The sequence below is a fragment of the Anaeromyxobacter sp. PSR-1 genome, from assembly GCF_000964525.1.
GTDB lineage: Bacteria > Myxococcota > Myxococcia > Myxococcales > Anaeromyxobacteraceae > Anaeromyxobacter.
Map to the genome: position 1 here is coordinate 1 of NZ_BAZG01000086.1, position 17011 is coordinate 17011.

A 17011-nucleotide genomic window follows, 5' to 3' on the forward strand; every position below is an offset into this window, starting at 1 on the left:
GCCGGGCCGGGCGGCGCCACGGAAGTACGCGGTGCGGCGCTCGCCTCGTGGGCCTCGGGGAAGAGTGACTCGAGCGGCGGCGGGGGCTCGACGGGAGGGAGGGGCTCGGGCTCGGGTGGCGGCGGGGGTGGGATCTCGACGGCGGTGACGGTCGGCACCGGCGTCGGCGCCGATGGCGGCGGCGGGGCGGGAGGGACCGCGGCACGGCGCGGCGGCGCGCCGGGCGGCGCCCCGGCGGCCGGGCCCTTCAGCACGATGACGTGCCCGCACGCGCGGCACTTGAGCTTGTACACGCGGCCCGGGACGGGCGTGTCCGCGGTCGCATACCGCTTGCCGCACCGGTCGCAGGAGAATTTCACGCGCGGATCCTACCGGCGGGGTCGCGCGCCACGCAAGCAACGGTCCCTGTCGCATGCCCGCGGGACCGTGCCGCGCCCGGGCTATCCCTCGCCTTCCTGCCGCACCATGACGCCCGCGCCCACCACCTCCCCGGCCACGGCCACCGCGAACCAGGTCGCCCGGAACCGCCGCGTGGCGCCCGGCTCCGACGGCAGCTCCCCGACCACCACCTCCTCGAACGCGCCGCCGCCCTCGACGACGCGGCCGAACGCCGCGGCGAGCTGCTCGCCGGGCAGGCCCGGCAGGATCTCGGCGGGCATGCGCCCGAGGTGCGCCTCGACCGGCAGCCCGTTCAGGCGCGCGAGCCGGTCGTTCACGCGCACGTACCGCATGGCGCGATCGAGCAGCCCGAGCCCCACCGGCAGCGACGCGAACATCGCGTCCAGCGTGGCGGCGCTCCACTGCGCCTCCCTGCGGATCCGCTCGGCCGCCTCGTACAGCCGCGCGCGCTCGAGCGCCTGGGCGCACGGGACCGCGAGCATGCGGACGAACAGCCGATCGTCCGGGTCGAACCGGCGCGGCCCCGGGAACGCGACCGAGATCGCGCCCAGCGGCTCGCCCCCGGCGAGGAGCGGGACCACGGCCCAGGCGCCCTCCCCCCGCGCCCGCCGACCGGCCTCGAGGTTGGGGAAGCTGGCGTCGATGGCCTCGGGCGACTCGAGCCACAGCGCCTTGCCGCTGCGCACCACGTCGGCGGCGGGCGCCGGCGCCCCCGGCGCGTCCGGCTCCGCCCCGGGCTCCGGCCCGTGCCGCGCCACCCGCACCAGCCGGTCCGGCGCCTCGAGCGCGTGCAGCTCGGCGGCGACCGCACCGATGGCCGAGAGCCCGCGGAACGCCGCGTCCGCCACGGCGCCAGGCGTGGCCGCGCCGGAGAGCGCCGCGGTGGTCGAGAAGATCTGCCGCAGCCGCTCGGCCTGCCTGCGCTGCCCCTCGTGCAGCCGGGCCCGCTCCATCGAGAGCCCGCACTGCGTCGCCACCGCGGTGACCAGCGCGCGCTCCTCCGGGTCGAACGCGCGCGGCTCCTCGAAGCGCAGGCCGAGCGTGCCGCGCGAGCGATCGGTCGCGAGCGGGATGGCGGCGAGCGCGCCGGGCAGGTCGGCCCCGTCCGCGGCGCCGAGCCCCGGGAAGCGATCGCGCAGCTCGGCGCCGGTGCGAACCCACACCGCGGCGCCGGTGCGGAACGCGTCGGCGCTGGGGAGCCGCTCGTCCACGCGGATCACGCGGCGGCGCGTCGTGAACGCCGGGTCGAGCCCCACCGCGTGCACCAGCTCCAGCTCGCCCGGCGCGCGCTCCCAGAAGATCGTCGCGGCGCTCGCGCGGAGCAGCGGCAGCGCGAGGCGCTCCAGCGCGCCGGCCACGGCGTCCGAGGAGGCCGCGGCGCCCAGCGCAGCGGTCACCTCCTGCAGGCGCTCGAGCCGCTCCAGCCGGAGCCGGTCCTGCGACGGACGCACCGTGAATCCTCCTGCCCGCGAGCCCCCACCCTTAGCAGGCTCGCCCCGGGCGGATGCGGTTCCTTTCGGGCGCGCGCAGAGGGGGCGGCCGGGCCAGGCGCTGCCCCGCGCGCTGTCCCGCGTTATCGGCTCACCATGACCGCCTTCCTCCAGGATCCCCCGGTCCTGCCGCACGCCTTCGACGCCGACCCGCTCCTGCAGGAGTACCTCGCGAGGACGCTGCCGCCCGACGTCCTGTCCGCGATCTCCCCGGAGCTGCGCGAGCTGGGCGCGCTCGCGTCCGGCCCGCTCGCCGCGCAGCAGCTCGCGGAGCGGCTGGTGGAGCCCGCGCTGGTGCAGTGGGATCCCTGGGGTCGGCGCGTGGACCGCATCGAGCCGACGCCTCTGTGGCGCGAGGCGGCCCGGCTGGCCGCGCGCCACGGGCTGGTCGCCGCCGCCTACGAGCGGCACCACGGCCCGCACTCGCGCGTGCACCAGATGGCGATGGTCTACCTGCTCGAGCCCTCCATGGACGTGTACGCGTGCCCGCTCGCCATGACCGACGGCGCGGCGCGCACGCTGCTCGACCTCGCCCCGGGGGCGCTGGTGGAGCGGGCCGTCCCGCGGCTCACCTCGCGCGATCCGGCGCGCATGTGGACGAGCGGGCAGTGGATGACCGAACGCGCCGGCGGCTCGGACGTGTCGGGCACGGAGACCGTCGCCCGCCGCGACGGCGAGGCGTTCCGGCTCTGGGGCACGAAGTGGTTCAGCTCCGCCACCACCGCCGAGATGGCGCTCGCCCTGGCGCGGCCGGAGGGCAACCCGCCCGGCTCGGCGGGCCTGGCCCTGTTCTACCTGGAGACGCGCGGGCCGGACGGCGCGGCCAACGGGATCCTGGTGAACCGGCTGAAGGACAAGCTCGGCACGCGCAAGCTCCCCACCGCCGAGCTGACGCTGGAGGGAGCGCTGGCGCATCCGGTGGCGGGGACCTCCGGCGGCGTCCGCGCGATCACCCCCATGCTGAACGTGACCCGCACCTGGAACGCGCTCGTCGCGGCCGCGTACATGGGGCGCGCGGTGGCGCTGGCCCGCGACTACGCCGGGCGGCGGCGCGCCTTCGGGACGCCGCTGCGGGCGCGCCCGCTCCACGCCGACACGCTGGCAGGGCTCGAGGCCGAGCGCGAGGCCGGGTTCCTGCTCGCGTTCCGCGCGGTGGAGCTGCTCGGCCGCGCCGAGGCGGGCGACGCCGATCCGGGGGTGCGGACGCTGCTCCGCGCGGTCACGCCGCTCGCGAAGCTCACCACCGGGAAGCAGGCGGTGGCGGTCGCCTCCGAGGCGGTGGAGGCGTTCGGCGGCGCCGGCTACGTGGAGGACACCGGCCTGCCGCGGCTGCTGCGCGACGCGCAGGTGCTGCCGATCTGGGAGGGGACCACCAACGTGCTCGCGCTCGAGGCGCAGCGCGCGCTCGCCACCGAGGGCGCGGCCGAGGCGCTCGCGGCGGAGATCCAGGAGCGGCTCTCGCAGGCGCGCGACCCGTCGCTCCGCCCGGCGGTGCAGGCCGCCACGGGCGCGCTGGCCCGGGCGAGGGCGGCGCTCGCGGGGGGCGAGGCGCCGGAGCTGCGGGAGGCGGGCGCCCGCCGGCTGGCGCTCACGCTGGGGCGGACGCTCGCGCTCGCCCACCTCGCCGCGCACGCGCAGTGGGCGCTCGACGCCGGGCGCGGCCGGCGGGCGGCGGCCGCGGCGCGGCGCTTCGCCCGCAACGGGGTGGACCTGCTCGGCCCCGCCGGCGAGGACCTGGAGGACTCGGCGCTGCTCGTCGCCGGGGCGGACGCCTGACGCTACTCCATCGCGGCGCCGGGCTGGCCCGCGGCGGCGGCGGCGTCCTGCAGCACCACCGTCTTCAGGTTCACGAACTCGCGGATCCCCTCGCGCGCCAGCTCGCGCCCGTACCCCGAGCGCTTCACGCCGCCGAACGGGAGCCGCGGATCCGAGGCGACCATCGCGTTCACGAACGTCGCGCCCGCCTCCAGCTCGTCCACGAAGCGGTCGCGCTCGGCCGGCTCGCGCGTCCAGACGCTCGAGCCCAGGCCGAACGGCACGTCGTTCGCGATCGAGATCGCCTGGTCGAGGTTGCGCGCGCGGAACAGCAGCGCCACCGGCCCGAAGATCTCCTCGCGGTAGGACGGCGAGGTGGGCGGCACGTCGGCGATCACGGTGGGCGGGTAGTAGAAGCCCCGCCCGCCGGCCGGCGCGCCGCCGAGCAGGAGCCGGCCGCCCGCCTTCACCGCGGCGTCCACCTGCTCCGCCAGCTTCCGGAGCTCCGCCTCGCTCACCACCGGCCCGACGTCGGTGCCCGCGTCGAGCGGGTCGCCCACCTTCAGCGCGGCCATGCGCTTCACGAACGCCTGCTCGAAGCGGTCGTAGACGGCCTCGTGGATCACGAAGCGCTTCGCGGCGATGCAGGACTGGCCGTTGTTGATGGTGCGGGCGGTGACCGCCGTCGCGACCGCCGCGTCGAGATCGGCGGACGGCATCACCACGAACGCGTCGCTGCCGCCCAGCTCCAGCACGGTCTTCTTGATGACCCGGCCGGCCGCGGAGGCCACCGCGCTGCCCGCGCCCTCGCTGCCGGTGAGGGTGGCGGCCGCGATGCGCGGATCCTCCACGATGCGCTGCACCCGCGACGAGCCGACCAGCAGCGTCTGGAAGCAGCCCTCCGGGAACCCGGCCTCCCGGAACACCGCCTCGATGGCGAGCGCCGACTGCGGCACGTTGGAGGCGTGCTTCAGCACGCCGACGTTGCCGGCCATGAGCGCCGGCGCGGCGAAGCGGAACACCTGCCAGAAGGGGAAGTTCCAGGGCATCACCGCCAGCACCGGCCCGATGGGCAGGCACCGGGTGTACGACCGCGCCGCGCTCGAGGGGAGCACCTCGTCGGCCAGGAACCGCTCCGCGTGCTCCGCGTAGAAGCGGCAGACCCACGCGCACTTCTCGGCCTCGGCCACCGCCGAGCGGAGCGTCTTGCCCATCTCCAGCGTCATGGTCCGGCCGAGCGCGTCCTTGCGCGCCTCCAGGACCTCGGCGGCGCGGCCCATGCGCTGCGCGCGGTCCGCGAACGGGACGCGGCGCCAGGACCGGAACGTCGCGGCGGCGAGCGCGAGCCGCCGCTCCAGCTCGGCGTCCGTGATCTCGTCGAAGCGGGCGAGCACCTCACCGGTGGCGGGGTTCACCGACGACATGGTGGCCATGGGCGTCCCTTCCTTTCGTGGAGCGTGCTGCGCGGATGGTAATGTGGCGCGGATGCCCACAGATACCACGCCCGCGGGCCGCCGGCCGCCCGGCGAGGCGTCCGGCGGGCGGTGCGCCGGCGACCGCGCCTGGACGACGGCGGCGGTGCTCGCGGCGCTGGGCTGGGCGCTGCTGGTGGCGGCGAGCCCGCCCCGGTTCTTCGCCTGGGCCACGCCGCTCGCGCTCGCCTGGATGGCGCTGTCCTTCGCCGGCGCGCCGCCGGGGCTGCGGGCCAGGCTGCGTCCGCGCGGCACCGACGTGCTGCTGGGCCTCGCCGTGGCGGGCGCGCTCTACGCCGGGGCCCGCGCGTTCCTGTGGGCCGGCTGCGGCGGGGCCACCGACGCGCTGTGCGCGCCCACCGCCGCCATCTTCGAGCGGTTCCGCACCCGCGCGCTCGGGCCCGGGCTGGCGCTCGCGCTCGCCATCGCGCCGGCCGAGGAGGCGTTCTGGCGTGGGCTGGTGCAGGCGCGCCTCGCCCGGCGGCTCGGTCCGGCGCGGGCCGTGGCGGCCGCGACCGCGCTCGCCGCTGCGCTCGCGCTCGCGACCGGCGAGGGGCTGCTCGCGCTCGCCGCGCTGCCCACCTACGCCGCGTGGGGTGCGCTGGCGGCGTGGCGGGGCAGCCTGGTGCCGGCGCTCGTGTCGCACGCCGTCTGGAGCGTGCTCATCGCGACCGTGGCTCCCCCGGGTTGACCGGCCCGAGGCGGGGCGCGCAGCGGTCCACCAGCGCCTCCTCGATCGCCGCCAGCGCGCCCCGCAGCCCCTCGCCGGCGGCCTCGCCGGCCAGCGCGCGGCGCGCGGCCTCGTCGAACGGCAGGGGCGCGGGCAGCCCGGCGAGCTCCCAGAAGCGGGTGTCGCGCGGGAGGAGGTCCGTCGCCAGCCCCTGCACCAGCTCGCGCACCACCCGCCAGTCCGCGCCGGAGATCAGCTTCAGCCACAGCATGGAGACGCGTGGCACCGGCAGCGGCACGCGCGCGGCGGGCAGGCGCCGCCCGCGGAGCGCGGCCACCCGCTCGAGGATCTCCCGCACCGCCAGCACGTCCGGGCCGGGCACGTCGTGGACCGCGCTCGCCGGCAGCGGCAGGTCGAGCCCGGCCACCAGCGCACCCACCACGTCGCCGATCCAGACCGGACAGGTGCGCGAGCGGGCCCATGCCGGCAGCAGCATCACCGGCAGGCGCATCGCCAGGTCGCGCACCACCTGCCAGGAGGCGCTGCCCGCGCCCACGATCATCGACGCGCGCAGCTCCAGGGCGGGCACGCGCCCGGCGCGCAGCACCTCCCCGACCGCGAGGCGGCTGGCGAGGTGCCGGGAGGGCGTTCCCTGCGGCGCGACGCCGCCCAGGTACACGATGCGTCCCGTCCCGGCCCGCTCCGCCGCCCGCACGAAGCCGGCGGCGGTGCGGCGCTCCTCCTCGACGTAGTCGCCCCGGCCCGCGGCCATCCCGTGCACCAGGAAGTACGCCGCATCCACGCCCTCCAGCGCGCGCTCGAGGTCGGCCGGGCGCCGCACGTCCACCGCCATCCAGTCCACCGTCCCGCCCGGCCCGGCGCGGCGGCGGCGACTCGTGGCGCGGACCCGGTGCCCGGCCGCGGCGAGCGCCGGCACCAGCGCGCTCCCCACGAAGCCGGTCGCCCCGGTCACGAGCACGGCGCGGTGGACTGGGGGCATTCGAGCATCCTTCCGCGTCGCGGCCGGCCCGCGCCACTCCCGTCGGGAGGGGGGCCGCGCGACGTTCACGGACCGTGGCGTTCCAGGTACCGGCGCACCGGCCACTTCCGGGCGGTGTTCGCGGAGGACATGTACCGCACCGTCCCGAACACCGGCCGCTCCGGCCCCCACGGCCGGTCGTAGCGGCCGAGGCACCAGGCGATGCCCGCGACCGAGTTCGGATCGCGCCCGTCCAGCGCGTGCCGGTCGTTCAGCTCCAGCATGGTTGCGTGCGCCTCCTCGGGCGTCGCGCTCCACTCCAGGATCTTCTTCCCCCAGAGCATCCGGAGGTACCCGTGCACCACGCCCTCGCGCAGGAGCTGGCGCTGGGCGGCGTTCCAGAGCGGATCGTGCGTCCCGGCCGCCTCCAGCGCCGCCCGCGCGTAGACCGCCGGCCGCGGATCGGCGGCGTGCCGGGCCAGGGTCGCCCGCGCCCAGGCAGGGAGGGACGCGTACGCGCGGTGATCCGGGAGGTGCGCGCAGGTGACGAAGGCCAGCTCGCGCCAGGTGAGGAGCTGATCGAGGAAGGCCTCGGCGGAGGCGGACAGGCCCCACCAGCCGGCGCGCGCGCCACGCGGCGGCGCGGCGACGGGCGGCGGGGTCCAGCCCTCCCGCCGCAGCACCGCCCGCAGCACCTCGAAGCTGCTCAGGTGGCCGAAGTGGAGCCAGGGCGAGAGCCCGCTCGCGCCCCGCGCCTCGTCCGGCGCGTTGTGGCGCTCGGCGTAGGCGTCCAGCCCGTCGCGCAGGAACGCCGCGAGCCGCCGCCGGGCCGCGACGCTCCCCCGCGGCCGGCGGGCGGGACGCGGTGGTCGACGGGCAGCGCGGCGGCGAGCGCGGCCGGGCGGTCCAGCTCCGAGGCCCTCGCCGCCGGCCAGCGCCGCCGGATCTCCGCCGGCACCGGCGCCCCGCCCGGCGGCGGCGCGCCCGCGAGCGGGTCGTCCGCCGGCAGGCGGTCCAGCCACGCCGGCAGCGTGCGCTGGAGGTGGCGGCGGTAGGCGTGCGCGGTGGGGAAGTCCTTGCCGGCCAGGCGGAACGGGACCACGCAGCTCGCGTCCACCGCCTCGAGGCGCACATCGAGGCGGGCCGCCGCCGCGCGGAGCGCCTCCGCGGGGAAGCCGGTGGGGAAGTCGTCGGCGACGACGGCGCAGGCGCGCGCCGCGAGCGCCTCGAGCAGCCCCTCGCCCTCCCCGGCGCGCCGCTCCACCCACGGGTGGTACAGCGCGCGCCCGGCGAGCGCCGCGGCGTTGTCGCGCATGCCCTCCAGCAGGAACGCGTGGAGCCGGTCGCTCGCGTACGGGTAGCCGCACCGCAGCGGCTCGAGCACCAGCACCGGCCGTCCCAGCGCCCGCCCCAGCTCCGCGGCGCGCTCCAGCGCCGGGTTCGAGCGGGTCCGCCGGGCGCTCGTCATCCAGTGGAGCACCACGGCCCGCTCCGGCCGGAGCGGCGCGGCGTTCAGGACGCGGATCCGCTCGGCGGGGACGGGCATGCGGCTCACGCGTGGTTGCGGAGCATGAGCTCCTTGGGATCGGGGTCGAGGTACACCTGGCCGGCGAGGTACTCCAGGCCCTGGCTGCGCACGTGGTGGCGGAGCAGCGTGAGCGGCACGATGCGCGGCACCAGCCCGCGCCCGAAGTCGGCGATGCTCTCCTCCAGCTCCTTGCGGTCGGCCGCCGGGAGCCGGTCGCGGAGGTAGCCGGCCGCGTGCTGCAGCACGTTGACGTGGCGGCCGCGGGTGGCGGGCACCTTCAGCGCCGCCATCAGGCCGGCGCCGTACGCCTCGACGTCCGCGCGGATCGCGCCCTTGCGCAGGCCGCCCACCCGCGCGCCCAGCGCCCGGTAGGCGGCGGGGCTGTGCGCGAGGAGCGCCAGCTTGTGCGCGGTGTGGAACGCGACCAGCGCGCCGCGGGTCATGCCCTCGCCGACGGCCGCCTTCCAGCGCGCGTACGCGAACACCCGCTCCACGAACCCCTCGCGCAGCGCCGGGTCGTTCAGCCGGCCCTCCTCCTCCACCGGCAGGAGCGGGAACGCCTCCATCAGCACGCGCGCGAACGCGCCCACCCCCTCGCGCCGCGGCGGGCCGCCCTTCGCCGGGTGGACGCGCACGCGCTCCATCCCGCACGACGGCGAGTCCTTCTTGGTCACGTAGCCGGAGAGGTCCTCGCGGGCGAGCTCCGCCACGCGGCGCTCCGCGAAGCGGCGCATCGCCTCGGTGTGATCCAGCCCGCTCCGCTCGGCCACCAGCGACGGCGCCGCGGGCCGGCCCACCAGGCGGATGGGCTCGCGCGGCACGCCCAGCCCGAGCTCCAGCTCCGGGCACACCGGCACCCATTCCACGAACGGCGCCAGCACCTCGGTGAGGAAGTCGTCGCGCTTGTGCTGCCCGTCGTAGCGGACCTTCTGCCCGAGCAGGCAGGACGAGACGCCGATGCGGAGCTTCGGGCGAGCCGCCATGCGCAGAGCCTAGACCAGGTGAGGCTCGGCCGCACCGGCCGCGGCGCGCGTGCGCCGCCCGGGGGAGCGCGCGGCGGCGCTACCAGAGCCAGGTGGCCGGGTTCGGCACGGGCTGGCGCTGGTCCAGCCACTTCAGCCCCTTCACGCAGCGGACCACCAGCCAGACCGCCAGGAACAGCAGGACGAGCGCGCCGATCCCGACGATGGTGAGCAGGCCCCCCACGACGGCGTAGAGCAGCCCGATCCAGAACGTCCGGATCTGGAACCGGTAGTGCGTGCGCAGCCCCTCCGGCGCGTCGCCCTCGTTCACGTACGCCATCACCACGCCGATGAGCGTGGTGATGCCGGCGGCGAAGGACAGGAGGTACAGCACGTAGACGATCTTGGCGGTGGACTCGGTGTTGCGCGTGGCGGCGGGCGCGGTGGGTTCCATTGGCATCGGGTCCGGGCCGGAGGGCCGCGGGGCGCCGGATTGTAGCCCGGTTCGCGCCCGGGTGGTGGCGCCGGACGGGCGCGACCGCCGGTCACGCCTCGCGGCGGCCGAGCAGGATCCCCGCCGCCAGCCCGGCGGCGAGCGCGGTCAGGCCCCCGATGCGCCGGCGGCGGGGCGGCGCGCGCAGGGGCGCCGGGGCGGCCCGGGCCGGCGGGCCGGGCGCGGGCGCCCGCTCGACGGGGGTGAGCCCGGTGTCCCGCATCGACCTCGCGCCCTCGCGCTTCCCCTCCGGCGAGCGGTGCTCGATGAGCGCGTTGATCTCCGCCCCCACGAGCAGGACCAGCGAGGAGATCCACATCCAGAAGAGCAGCACGATGACGCCCGCGATGGAGCCGTAGGTCTTGTCGTAGTTGCCGAAGTTCGCGACGTACTTGCCGAACCCCCAGGAGGCGAGCACCCAGAGCACCACCCCGAACACCGAGCCCGGGGTGATGAACTTGAACCGCTGCTCGACGTCGGGCAGCACGTAGTAGAGCAGGGCCCACAGGAACATCATCACCAGCGCCGCGACCGGGAGGCGCAGCCAGAGGATGGCCGCGCCCACCGGACCGCCGATCGCGTTCGCCAGCGGCTCGGTCGCGACCGCGGCCAGCGCGCCGGCCAGGGCGAGCACGCCGGCGATGACGGTCATGAGCAGGCCGATGGCCCTCACCTTCCAGAACGGCCGCGACTCGCCGACGTCGTAGGCGGTGTTCAGCGCGCGCATGAGCGCCAGGGTGGCGCCCGACGCCGCCCAGATCGCCCCGAGCGCGCCGAAGCCGAGCAGCGTCACGTTCTGCTGGGAGCCGAGCTGCTGGATGCGGTCGCCGACGATCTTCGTCACCTCGCCCGGCGCCACCTGCGCGAGCTGGTCCACGAGCGCCTGCGCCTGGGCCGGCGTGATCACCACGCTCGCGAGCGCCACCAGGAACAGCAGGAACGGGAACAGCGCCAGCACGCCGTAGTAGGTGACCGTGGCGGCCAGGTCGGTGACGTTGTCGTGGGAGATCTCCTGGTAGAGCCCCTTGCCGAACTCCTTCCAGCTCATGCCGTCCCCGGGCAGCCGCATGCCGCATCCCCCTCGCCCGCTGAAGATGCGTCACGCGGGTGGAGGACGCGGGGCCGGCCCCGCGCGCTGCGGGCGGGGGAGCGGGCGCGCACGGCGCGGGCGGATGGGCGGCCCTGCGGGCGTGCCCCGGCCCGGCGCGCCTCACCGGCGGCGGGCGCGCGCGGTCTCGACCAGGTACCAGACGCCGAGCACGATCAGCATGGGCAGGATCAGCCGCGGCCTGCGCGCCACGACCGCGATCACCACCGCGAGCAGGAGCGCGAGCGGCCAGCTGATGCGAACCATGGAGCGCATCCTACCCCGCCGGCCGGCGCGGCGGCGCGCCGTTCGCCCGGGCGCCGGCGCGATTCACCCGATGTCACGCACGCTCGCACCACCACAGGTCGGCGACGTAGGGGAGCTCCAGCGCGTCGCGCCCGGCGGTGTCCGGGTGCGCGGCGAGCAGCGCGCGCACCTCGGCGAGCACCCGCGCGCGGCCGGCGGCGTCCATGGCGGCGACGTAGCTCACCGAGGCGATCCGATCCACCACCCCCTCCGGCGAGAGGACGTGGACGTGCCGGTGCTGCGAGGCGTGCAGCGGCCCGAACGCAGCCGGGGCCGCATCGAACGCCGCGCGCCACCGGCCGGTGCGGTACCGGGGCGTGCCGGGCGGCTCGGCCGCGTTCAGGATCTCGTCCAGCCGGGCCACCCAGTCCACCGCGAGGTCGCGCCGGTTCCACAGGAGCGCCAGGCGCGCGCCCGGGGGCAGCGCGCGGTGCAGCGCGCGGAGCGCCGCCGGGCCGTCGAACCAGTGGAAGGCGGTGGCCGCGATCGCGCCCGCGACGCCGCCGTCGCGCACCGGGAGCGCCTCGGCGGCGGCGGCCACCGGCAGCGCGCCGGCCACGCCCGCCAGGCGGCGGCGCATGGCGGCGACCGGCTCCAGCGCCAGCACGCGGACCCCGCGCTCGGCGAGGCTCCGCGTCAGCGAGCCCGTCCCCGCGCCGAGCTCGAGGAGCAGCTCGCCGGGCCCGACCCGCAGCGCCGCGAGCGCCGCGTCCACCGCGGCGTCGGGGTAGCCCGGTCGCCCGCGCGCGTACGCGTCGGCGCCGGCCTCGAACCCCCGGGCGGCGGCGTCGTGGAGCGGCACGGGCGCAGTCTCTCACGCGGGCGGGGTGGCGGGATCCGGCGAGGCGGGGTCCGTCTCCTCCGGGACCAGCCGGAGCCCGGCCGGCAGGCTCTCGCCGAAGATGCGCGGGTCGGCCTCGGCGCTCGCCTCCACCACCTCGCGCACCGGGCGCGCCTGCTCGTCCGGGACGCCGGCGGCCGCGAGCGCCGCCAGCGCCCGCGCGCGCGCGGCCTCGCCCACGTCGCGGGCCCGGTCGCCGCTCCGGCGCGCGAGCTGCCCCAGCGCGAACGCCACCTCGCGCGGCGGCGCGACCGCGAGCAGCCGGTCGATCCAGGCCTCGGCGACCGCGGGCGGGACCACCTGGTGCACGCTCGCGTGGAACGGCACGCGCGCGCCCAGCCGGCCGAGCGCCCAGAGCAGGTGCGGCGCCGGTCCGTCCGCCTCGGCCCGCGCGAGCAGCCACCCGCCCAGCTCCTCCTTCTCGGCCGGATCGATCCGCTCCAGGCTGCCGGCGAGCCGCACCATCTCGTCCTCCGCCATGGGCCGGACGCCGGCGACCCTGGGCGGCGGGCGGCGCGCGTCGCGCGGCCGCAGGAAGGGCCGCACCGCCTCGAGCAGGCGGCGCTGCGCGGCGGCGTCGAGGCCGCCGGCGATGCGCCGCCAGGTGATCCACCACGCCGCCCAGGCCCGCGCGTCGCCCTGGTACTGCAGCCCCTCGCCGAACGCCTTCCACGTCTCGGCGGCCCGCCAGGCGTCGAGCGGCGCGCCGAAGCCGGGGCGCAGGCAGAAGCCGGTGAGCTGCAGCCAGGTGCGCTCGTGGTCGGCGCTGCGCCGCCGCCGCCCGCGCCCGGCGTGCAGCGCCGCCCACAGGTCGCGCACCACCGGCGTGGACCAGCCGTCGCGCGGGCCGAGGACCTTCTCCAGCGCGCGGAACAGCCCCTTCACCTCCTTGCGCTCGACCGCCGCCTTCTTCCCGTAGAACACCTCGACGAGCGCGCGCGCCTCCTCCAGCCGGCGCGGCACCGCCGCCGTCTCCGCGGGGCGGTCCGGCCCGCCCGCGTCGGCGGCGCCCGCCCGCAGCGAGAACTCCAGGCGCCAGCGCGCGTCGCGATCGGTGGCGGCGCACCACAGCTCCAGCGTCCCGATCTCGGTGAGCGCCGCCTCGAGCCGCACCGGCACCTCGGCGTCGCCCTGCCCCGGCGCGGAGAGCACGGTCTCGACCGGCGGCAGCGGCACCACGTCGTCGCCGGGCTCGACCACGTCGCCCGGCCGCTCCAGCCGCGGCGCGGACGACGCGAGCAGCGCGAACCGGACCGGCCGCCCCAGCGCCAGCCGGAAGGTGCGCGGCACGGCGACGCGGGTGCCCTCCTCGGCGTGGCGCGGCACCACGCAGAGCGCCCGCTCGCCCTCGGGCGCGGCGATGCCCACGTAGAACGCCCGCGGGGTGCCGCCGCCGATGCGCAGGCCCACCCCGCGCCGGGCGAGCGCCGAGAGCGCCGCCCCGCGCGCCACCGCGAGGTCGAGCGCGGGGCTGGCGAGCGCGCGCACCGGCGGCTTGCCGGGGAACAGCGCGGACACCGCCTCGGCCAGCCGCGCGCGCACCTCCGGCGCGGCGAAGGTGCCGCCGTTCAGGAGCACCGCGTCCGGCCGGGCCGGCCCGCCCGCCGCGGCGCCCGCCTCGGCCGCGTGCAGCGCGAGGAACGCGGCGACGTGGCGGGTGACCGCCGGGTCCGGCTCGTAGGGCAGCCCCAGCTCCGCCAGCCCGGCGGTGCGCGGCGCGCGGCGCGGGCGGTCCCCGGGGCCGACCCGCGGGAAGAAGCCGTCCAGCACCAGCGCCCGGACCTCGTCGCGCGACAGCTCCGACGACACCGCGCCCGCGACCAGCCGGCTCCCCGCGCCGGCCACCGCCACCGGGACGCGCTCCGGACCGCCCGCCGCGAGCAGCCGCTCCTTCGCGAGCCGGCAGGCCTGCACCAGCGCGCCGAAGCGCGCCGGGTCGAGGCGGCCGCCCAGCCGCCCCTCCACCGCCCGCGCCAGCGCCAGGTCCACGTTGTCGCCGCCGAGCAGCAGGTGATCGCCCACGGCGATGCGGGTGAGCGCGGGCCGCCCGTCGCGCACCTCGGCGCGCACCAGCGTGAGGTCGGTCGTCCCGCCGCCCACGTCCACCACCAGCACCAGCGCGGCGCCCTCGCCGCCGGGGAGGCCCAGCGCGGCGCCCAGGTCGGCGCGGTGGCGGGAGGCCCAGTCGTGGAACGCGGCCTGCGGCTCCTCCACCAGCGCCGCGCGCGGCAGCCCGGCCTCCCGCGCCGCCGCGAGCGTCAGCTCGCGCGCGGCGGCGTCGAACGACGCGGGCACCGCCAGCGTCAGCTCCTGCTCGGCGAGCGGCGCGCCGGGGTGCGCGGCCTCCCAGGCGTCGCGGAGGTGGCCGAGGTACAGCGCCGAGGCGTCCACCGGCGAGAGGCGCGGCACGCCCTCGGGCGCGCCCCACGGCAGGATCGGCGCGGTGCGGTCGGCGCGGGGGTTCGCGAGCCAGCTCTTCGCCGACGTCACCAGCCGCCCCGGCACCCGGGCGCCCTGCTCGCGCGCCAGCTCGCCCACCACGATGGCGCGCTCCCCCCAGGGCAGCCGGGTGGCGGCGGGCGGCAGCTCCGGGCCGGGCAGGTAGGCCGAGGACGGCAGGAGGCGCCGCGCCTCGACCTCGCCCGGCCGGACCAGCTGCGGGATCGCCAGCGCCTCGACCGCCTCGGCGAGATCGCCCTCGCGCGCGAGGTCAACCGAGGCGAGCGCGGAGTTGACCGTGCCGAGGTCGATGCCGACGACGTGGCGCGGGCCGGGCATGGCGCCGGATCAGGCGGGCCGGGCGGCCGCCCCCGGGCCGCCGGCGGGCGGGTCGCGGACTGGCGCAGGTTCCACTCGAGCGACCAGCGCTCGTCCGGGCCGACGCAGTCCAGCTCCAGCGTGCCGATCTCGGTGACGTGGGCGCGGAGCCGCACCGGCACCACCTCGCCCGCCGGGCGCGTGCCGGCGGCGATGGTGGCGGTCACCGGCGGCCCCTCCTCCAGCGAGCCGGCGTCCTCCACCACGTCGCCGGGCCGGTCGTCGCGGCGCACGGAGGAGCTGAACAGGCGGAAGTCCACCGGCTCGCCCACGACCAGCCCGAGCGGCTCGCCCGGCAGCTCCGCGCGCGTCCCCTCCTCCATGCCCATGGGCGCGAGGCACACCGCCCGGAGCGGCGGCGCGACGCCGGGCACCGCCGGCATCGACGCCTCCACGCCCACGTAGTACGCGCGCGAGGTGCCGCCGCGGATCCGGATCCCGTGGCCCGCGCGGACGCGCCCGTACACCGCCGCGCCGCGCGCCACCGCCAGGTCGAGATCGGCGGCCGGGAGCACGCGCGGCGGCGGCGCGCCCTCGCCCGCGAGCCAGCCCGCCAGCACCTCCACCACGCGCGCGGCGAGCGGCGCGGCCTTCATGACGCCGCCGTTGAAGAGCACCGCCGTCGGGTGGAGGAACGCGCCGCCCGCGAGCGGGACCTCGGCGTGCCCGCCCGACCCCAGCGCGGCGCGGTGGCGGGCCAGGAACGCGGCCAGGTGCCGGGTGATGCCCGGATCCGAGGCGTACGGCAGGCCGAGCGTGGTGAGCGCGGCCCGGCGCGGCGCCTGCGGCCGGGCGGCGGCGTCCACGCGGGGGAAGAAGCCGTCGGTCAGCACCGCCTCCAGCTCGTCGCGGCGGAGCGTGGTGCGCAGCGCCCCGCCCACCAGCGACGAGCCGCGCCCGGGGATGGCCACCGGCAGCTCCGCCAGCGACGGGTCGGCGAACATCGCCTCCTTGGCGCGCCGGGCGGAGTGCCCCAGCGCGAGCAGCTGCCAGCGATCCAGCGTGCGCCCCTCGCGCTCCAGCTGGCTCGCCAGCGCGTGCGCGAGCGCGAGGTCCATGTTGTCGCCGCCCAGCAGGATGTGGTCGCCCACCGCGACGCGCTCGAGGCCCAGGTCGCCGCCGCGGTCCACCACCGCGACGAGCGAGAGGTCGGTGGTGCCGCCGCCCACGTCCACCACCAGCACCAGGTCGCCGGGCCGGACCGCCTTCCGCCAGCCCTCGCCCATGGCCTCCACCCAGGCGTAGAGCGCGGCCTGCGGCTCCTCCAGCAGCACCACCTGCGGCAGGCCGGCGAGCCGCGCCGCCTCCGCCGTCAGCTCGCGCGCCACCGCGTCGAACGAGGCCGGGACCGTCAGCGTGACCCGCTGCGCCGCGAGCGCGCGGGCGGGATCGCCGGCGGCCACCTCGCGGTCCCAGGCCGCGCGCAGGTGCGCGAGGTAGCGCGCGGAGGCCTCCACCGGCGAGAGGCGCGGGACCTCCGGCGGCGCGCCCGCCGGGAGCGTCGCGGCGCGCCGGTCGAGCGTGGGGTGCGAGAGCCAGCTCTTCGCCGACGACACGAGGCGGATGGGTGTCTGCGCGCCCAGGTCGCGCGCCAGCTCGCCCACCATCTCCCCCGCCGCCTCCGCCGCCCCGCCCTGCGCCCATGGCAGGGCGGCCGCGCCGGGGGGCAGCTCGGCCGGGTGCGGGAGGTACAGGAACGACGGGAGGAGCGGCCGCGGCTCCACCTCGCCCGGCCGGACGAGCTGCGGCACCAAGAGCGCCTCCGCGCGCGCGCCGTCCGGCCCCGGGCCGGCCTCCACCGCGCGCCAGGCGATGGCGCAGTTGGTGGTGCCGAGGTCGATGCCGACCGCGAGCGGGGCGTCCGCCATCAGCCGTTCCTCACAGCTCGACCTCTGCCGGCGCGACGACGGTCAGGTCCTTGCCGTCGGGCGGCGGCGGCAGCTTCACCTCGCGCGCGCGCCAGCCGTGGTGGCGCAGGGCGCCCTGGAACGGCGGCTGGCCCACCACGTTGCCGCTGAGCCGGATCGCCCCCGCGTCGAACCCGGGCGCGACGGTGACGCGCGCGCCCTCCGCCTCGCGGAACACCGGCTCGAGCTGGAACATCGCCTCGATGGCCCGCTTGCACCCGGCGTGAACGGTCCGCGCGGCGGCGCCGATCGACGCGTCGGGGAAGCCGGTGAGGTCCTCCTCCAGGAAGTCCACCAGCCGCCCC

15 protein-coding genes and 1 pseudogene are annotated in these 17011 nt (G+C 78.1%); 2 read left to right on the plus strand and 14 right to left on the minus strand.

Annotated features, from left to right (window positions below; all coding sequences use genetic code 11):
* Together PSR1_RS23495 and PSR1_RS23815 are read right to left on the minus strand one after the other, a co-directional pair.
* On the minus strand, window positions 1-359 hold a 359-nt coding region (locus PSR1_RS23495), incomplete at its 3' end, for a zinc-ribbon domain-containing protein (RefSeq protein WP_193388362.1).
* A gap of 81 nt (window positions 360-440) precedes the next feature.
* Window positions 441-1850, minus strand: coding sequence for a GAF domain-containing protein (locus tag PSR1_RS23815; RefSeq protein ID WP_059438071.1), 1410 nt, complete (start codon window positions 1848-1850; stop codon window positions 441-443).
* Between the two features lie 135 nt (window positions 1851-1985).
* Here PSR1_RS23815 and PSR1_RS13615 point away from each other — a divergent pair, with 135 nt between their 5' ends.
* A complete protein-coding gene (locus tag PSR1_RS13615) occupies window positions 1986-3665 on the plus strand; it encodes an acyl-CoA dehydrogenase family protein (protein WP_059438072.1) in 1680 nt (559 codons plus the stop codon).
* A gap of 2 nt (window positions 3666-3667) precedes the next feature.
* Here the strand turns inward: PSR1_RS13615 and PSR1_RS13620 are convergent, their stop codons facing one another.
* Entirely contained in the window at window positions 3668-5077 is a 1410-nt protein-coding gene (locus PSR1_RS13620) for an NAD-dependent succinate-semialdehyde dehydrogenase (RefSeq protein WP_059438073.1), read from the minus strand.
* 52 nt (window positions 5078-5129) lie between these two features.
* On the opposite strand from PSR1_RS13620, the gene PSR1_RS13625 reads away from it, so the two are divergent.
* On the plus strand, window positions 5130-5807 hold the full coding sequence (locus PSR1_RS13625; protein WP_059438074.1) for a type II CAAX prenyl endopeptidase Rce1 family protein: 678 nt from the start codon (window positions 5130-5132) through the stop codon (window positions 5805-5807).
* Here the strand turns inward: PSR1_RS13625 and PSR1_RS13630 are convergent.
* From PSR1_RS13630 to PSR1_RS13670, 11 genes and pseudogenes are all read right to left on the minus strand, one after another.
* The gene (locus PSR1_RS13630; protein WP_059438075.1) at window positions 5779-6786 is read right to left on the minus strand and encodes an NAD-dependent epimerase/dehydratase family protein; all 1008 of its coding nucleotides are present in this window, start codon (window positions 6784-6786) and stop codon (window positions 5779-5781) included. The genes PSR1_RS13625 and PSR1_RS13630 overlap by 29 nt on opposite strands.
* Before the next feature lie 65 nt (window positions 6787-6851).
* Window positions 6852-7460 carry a hypothetical protein gene (locus tag PSR1_RS24565; protein WP_237757952.1) on the minus strand — a complete coding sequence of 203 codons (609 nt, stop codon included), beginning with the start codon at window positions 7458-7460 and terminating at the stop codon, window positions 6852-6854.
* 11 nt (window positions 7461-7471) lie between these two features.
* A complete protein-coding gene (locus tag PSR1_RS24570; protein ID WP_370539100.1) occupies window positions 7472-8311 on the minus strand; it encodes a deoxyribodipyrimidine photo-lyase in 840 nt (279 codons plus the stop codon).
* 5 nt (window positions 8312-8316) lie between these two features.
* Window positions 8317-9276: a DUF523 and DUF1722 domain-containing protein gene (locus PSR1_RS13640; protein WP_059438076.1), complete on the minus strand. Its 960-nt coding sequence runs from the start codon at window positions 9274-9276 to the stop codon at window positions 8317-8319.
* A 79-nt stretch (window positions 9277-9355) separates the two neighbouring features.
* Window positions 9356-9709: a hypothetical protein gene (locus tag PSR1_RS13645; protein WP_059438077.1), complete on the minus strand. Its 354-nt coding sequence runs from the start codon at window positions 9707-9709 to the stop codon at window positions 9356-9358.
* A gap of 91 nt (window positions 9710-9800) precedes the next feature.
* Entirely contained in the window at window positions 9801-10817 is a 1017-nt protein-coding gene (locus tag PSR1_RS13650; protein WP_059438078.1) for a YihY/virulence factor BrkB family protein, read from the minus strand.
* A 141-nt stretch (window positions 10818-10958) separates the two neighbouring features.
* Window positions 10959-11102 carry a hypothetical protein gene (locus tag PSR1_RS24205; protein ID WP_193388363.1) on the minus strand — a complete coding sequence of 48 codons (144 nt, stop codon included), beginning with the start codon at window positions 11100-11102 and terminating at the stop codon, window positions 10959-10961.
* 73 nt (window positions 11103-11175) lie between these two features.
* A complete protein-coding gene (locus PSR1_RS13655) occupies window positions 11176-11943 on the minus strand; it encodes a class I SAM-dependent methyltransferase (RefSeq protein WP_059438079.1) in 768 nt (255 codons plus the stop codon).
* Between the two features lie 12 nt (window positions 11944-11955).
* Window positions 11956-14760 (minus strand): Hsp70 family protein, encoded by a 2805-nt coding sequence (locus PSR1_RS13660; RefSeq protein WP_059438080.1) that lies wholly within the window; start codon window positions 14758-14760, stop codon window positions 11956-11958.
* Between the two features lie 8 nt (window positions 14761-14768).
* A pseudogene (locus PSR1_RS13665) lies at window positions 14769-16667 on the minus strand (Hsp70 family protein); the annotation flags it as partial.
* A 10-nt stretch (window positions 16668-16677) separates the two neighbouring features.
* The coding region (locus PSR1_RS13670; RefSeq protein WP_152643354.1) for a DUF2760 domain-containing protein at window positions 16678-17011 on the minus strand (334 nt) is incomplete at its 5' end.

What these genes read in the sequence shown, in the direction of transcription:
- PSR1_RS13645 (WP_059438077.1), bottom strand. Translation starts at nt 9,709, where the DNA reads ATGGAACCCACCGCGCCCGCCGCCACGCGCAACACCGAGTCCACCGCC.
- PSR1_RS13625 (WP_059438074.1), top strand. Translation starts at nt 5,130, where the DNA reads ATGCCCACAGATACCACGCCCGCGGGCCGCCGGCCGCCCGGCGAGGCG.
- PSR1_RS13660 (WP_059438080.1), bottom strand. Translation starts at nt 14,760, where the DNA reads ATGCCCGGCCCGCGCCACGTCGTCGGCATCGACCTCGGCACGGTCAAC.
- PSR1_RS13650 (WP_059438078.1), bottom strand. Translation starts at nt 10,817, where the DNA reads ATGCGGCTGCCCGGGGACGGCATGAGCTGGAAGGAGTTCGGCAAGGGG.
- PSR1_RS13620 (WP_059438073.1), bottom strand. Translation starts at nt 5,077, where the DNA reads ATGGCCACCATGTCGTCGGTGAACCCCGCCACCGGTGAGGTGCTCGCC.
- PSR1_RS24570 (WP_370539100.1), bottom strand. Translation starts at nt 8,311, where the DNA reads ATGCCCGTCCCCGCCGAGCGGATCCGCGTCCTGAACGCCGCGCCGCTC.
- PSR1_RS13630 (WP_059438075.1), bottom strand. Translation starts at nt 6,786, where the DNA reads ATGCCCCCAGTCCACCGCGCCGTGCTCGTGACCGGGGCGACCGGCTTC.
- PSR1_RS24205 (WP_193388363.1), bottom strand. Translation starts at nt 11,102, where the DNA reads ATGGTTCGCATCAGCTGGCCGCTCGCGCTCCTGCTCGCGGTGGTGATC.
- PSR1_RS13615 (WP_059438072.1), top strand. Translation starts at nt 1,986, where the DNA reads ATGACCGCCTTCCTCCAGGATCCCCCGGTCCTGCCGCACGCCTTCGAC.
- PSR1_RS13640 (WP_059438076.1), bottom strand. Translation starts at nt 9,276, where the DNA reads ATGGCGGCTCGCCCGAAGCTCCGCATCGGCGTCTCGTCCTGCCTGCTC.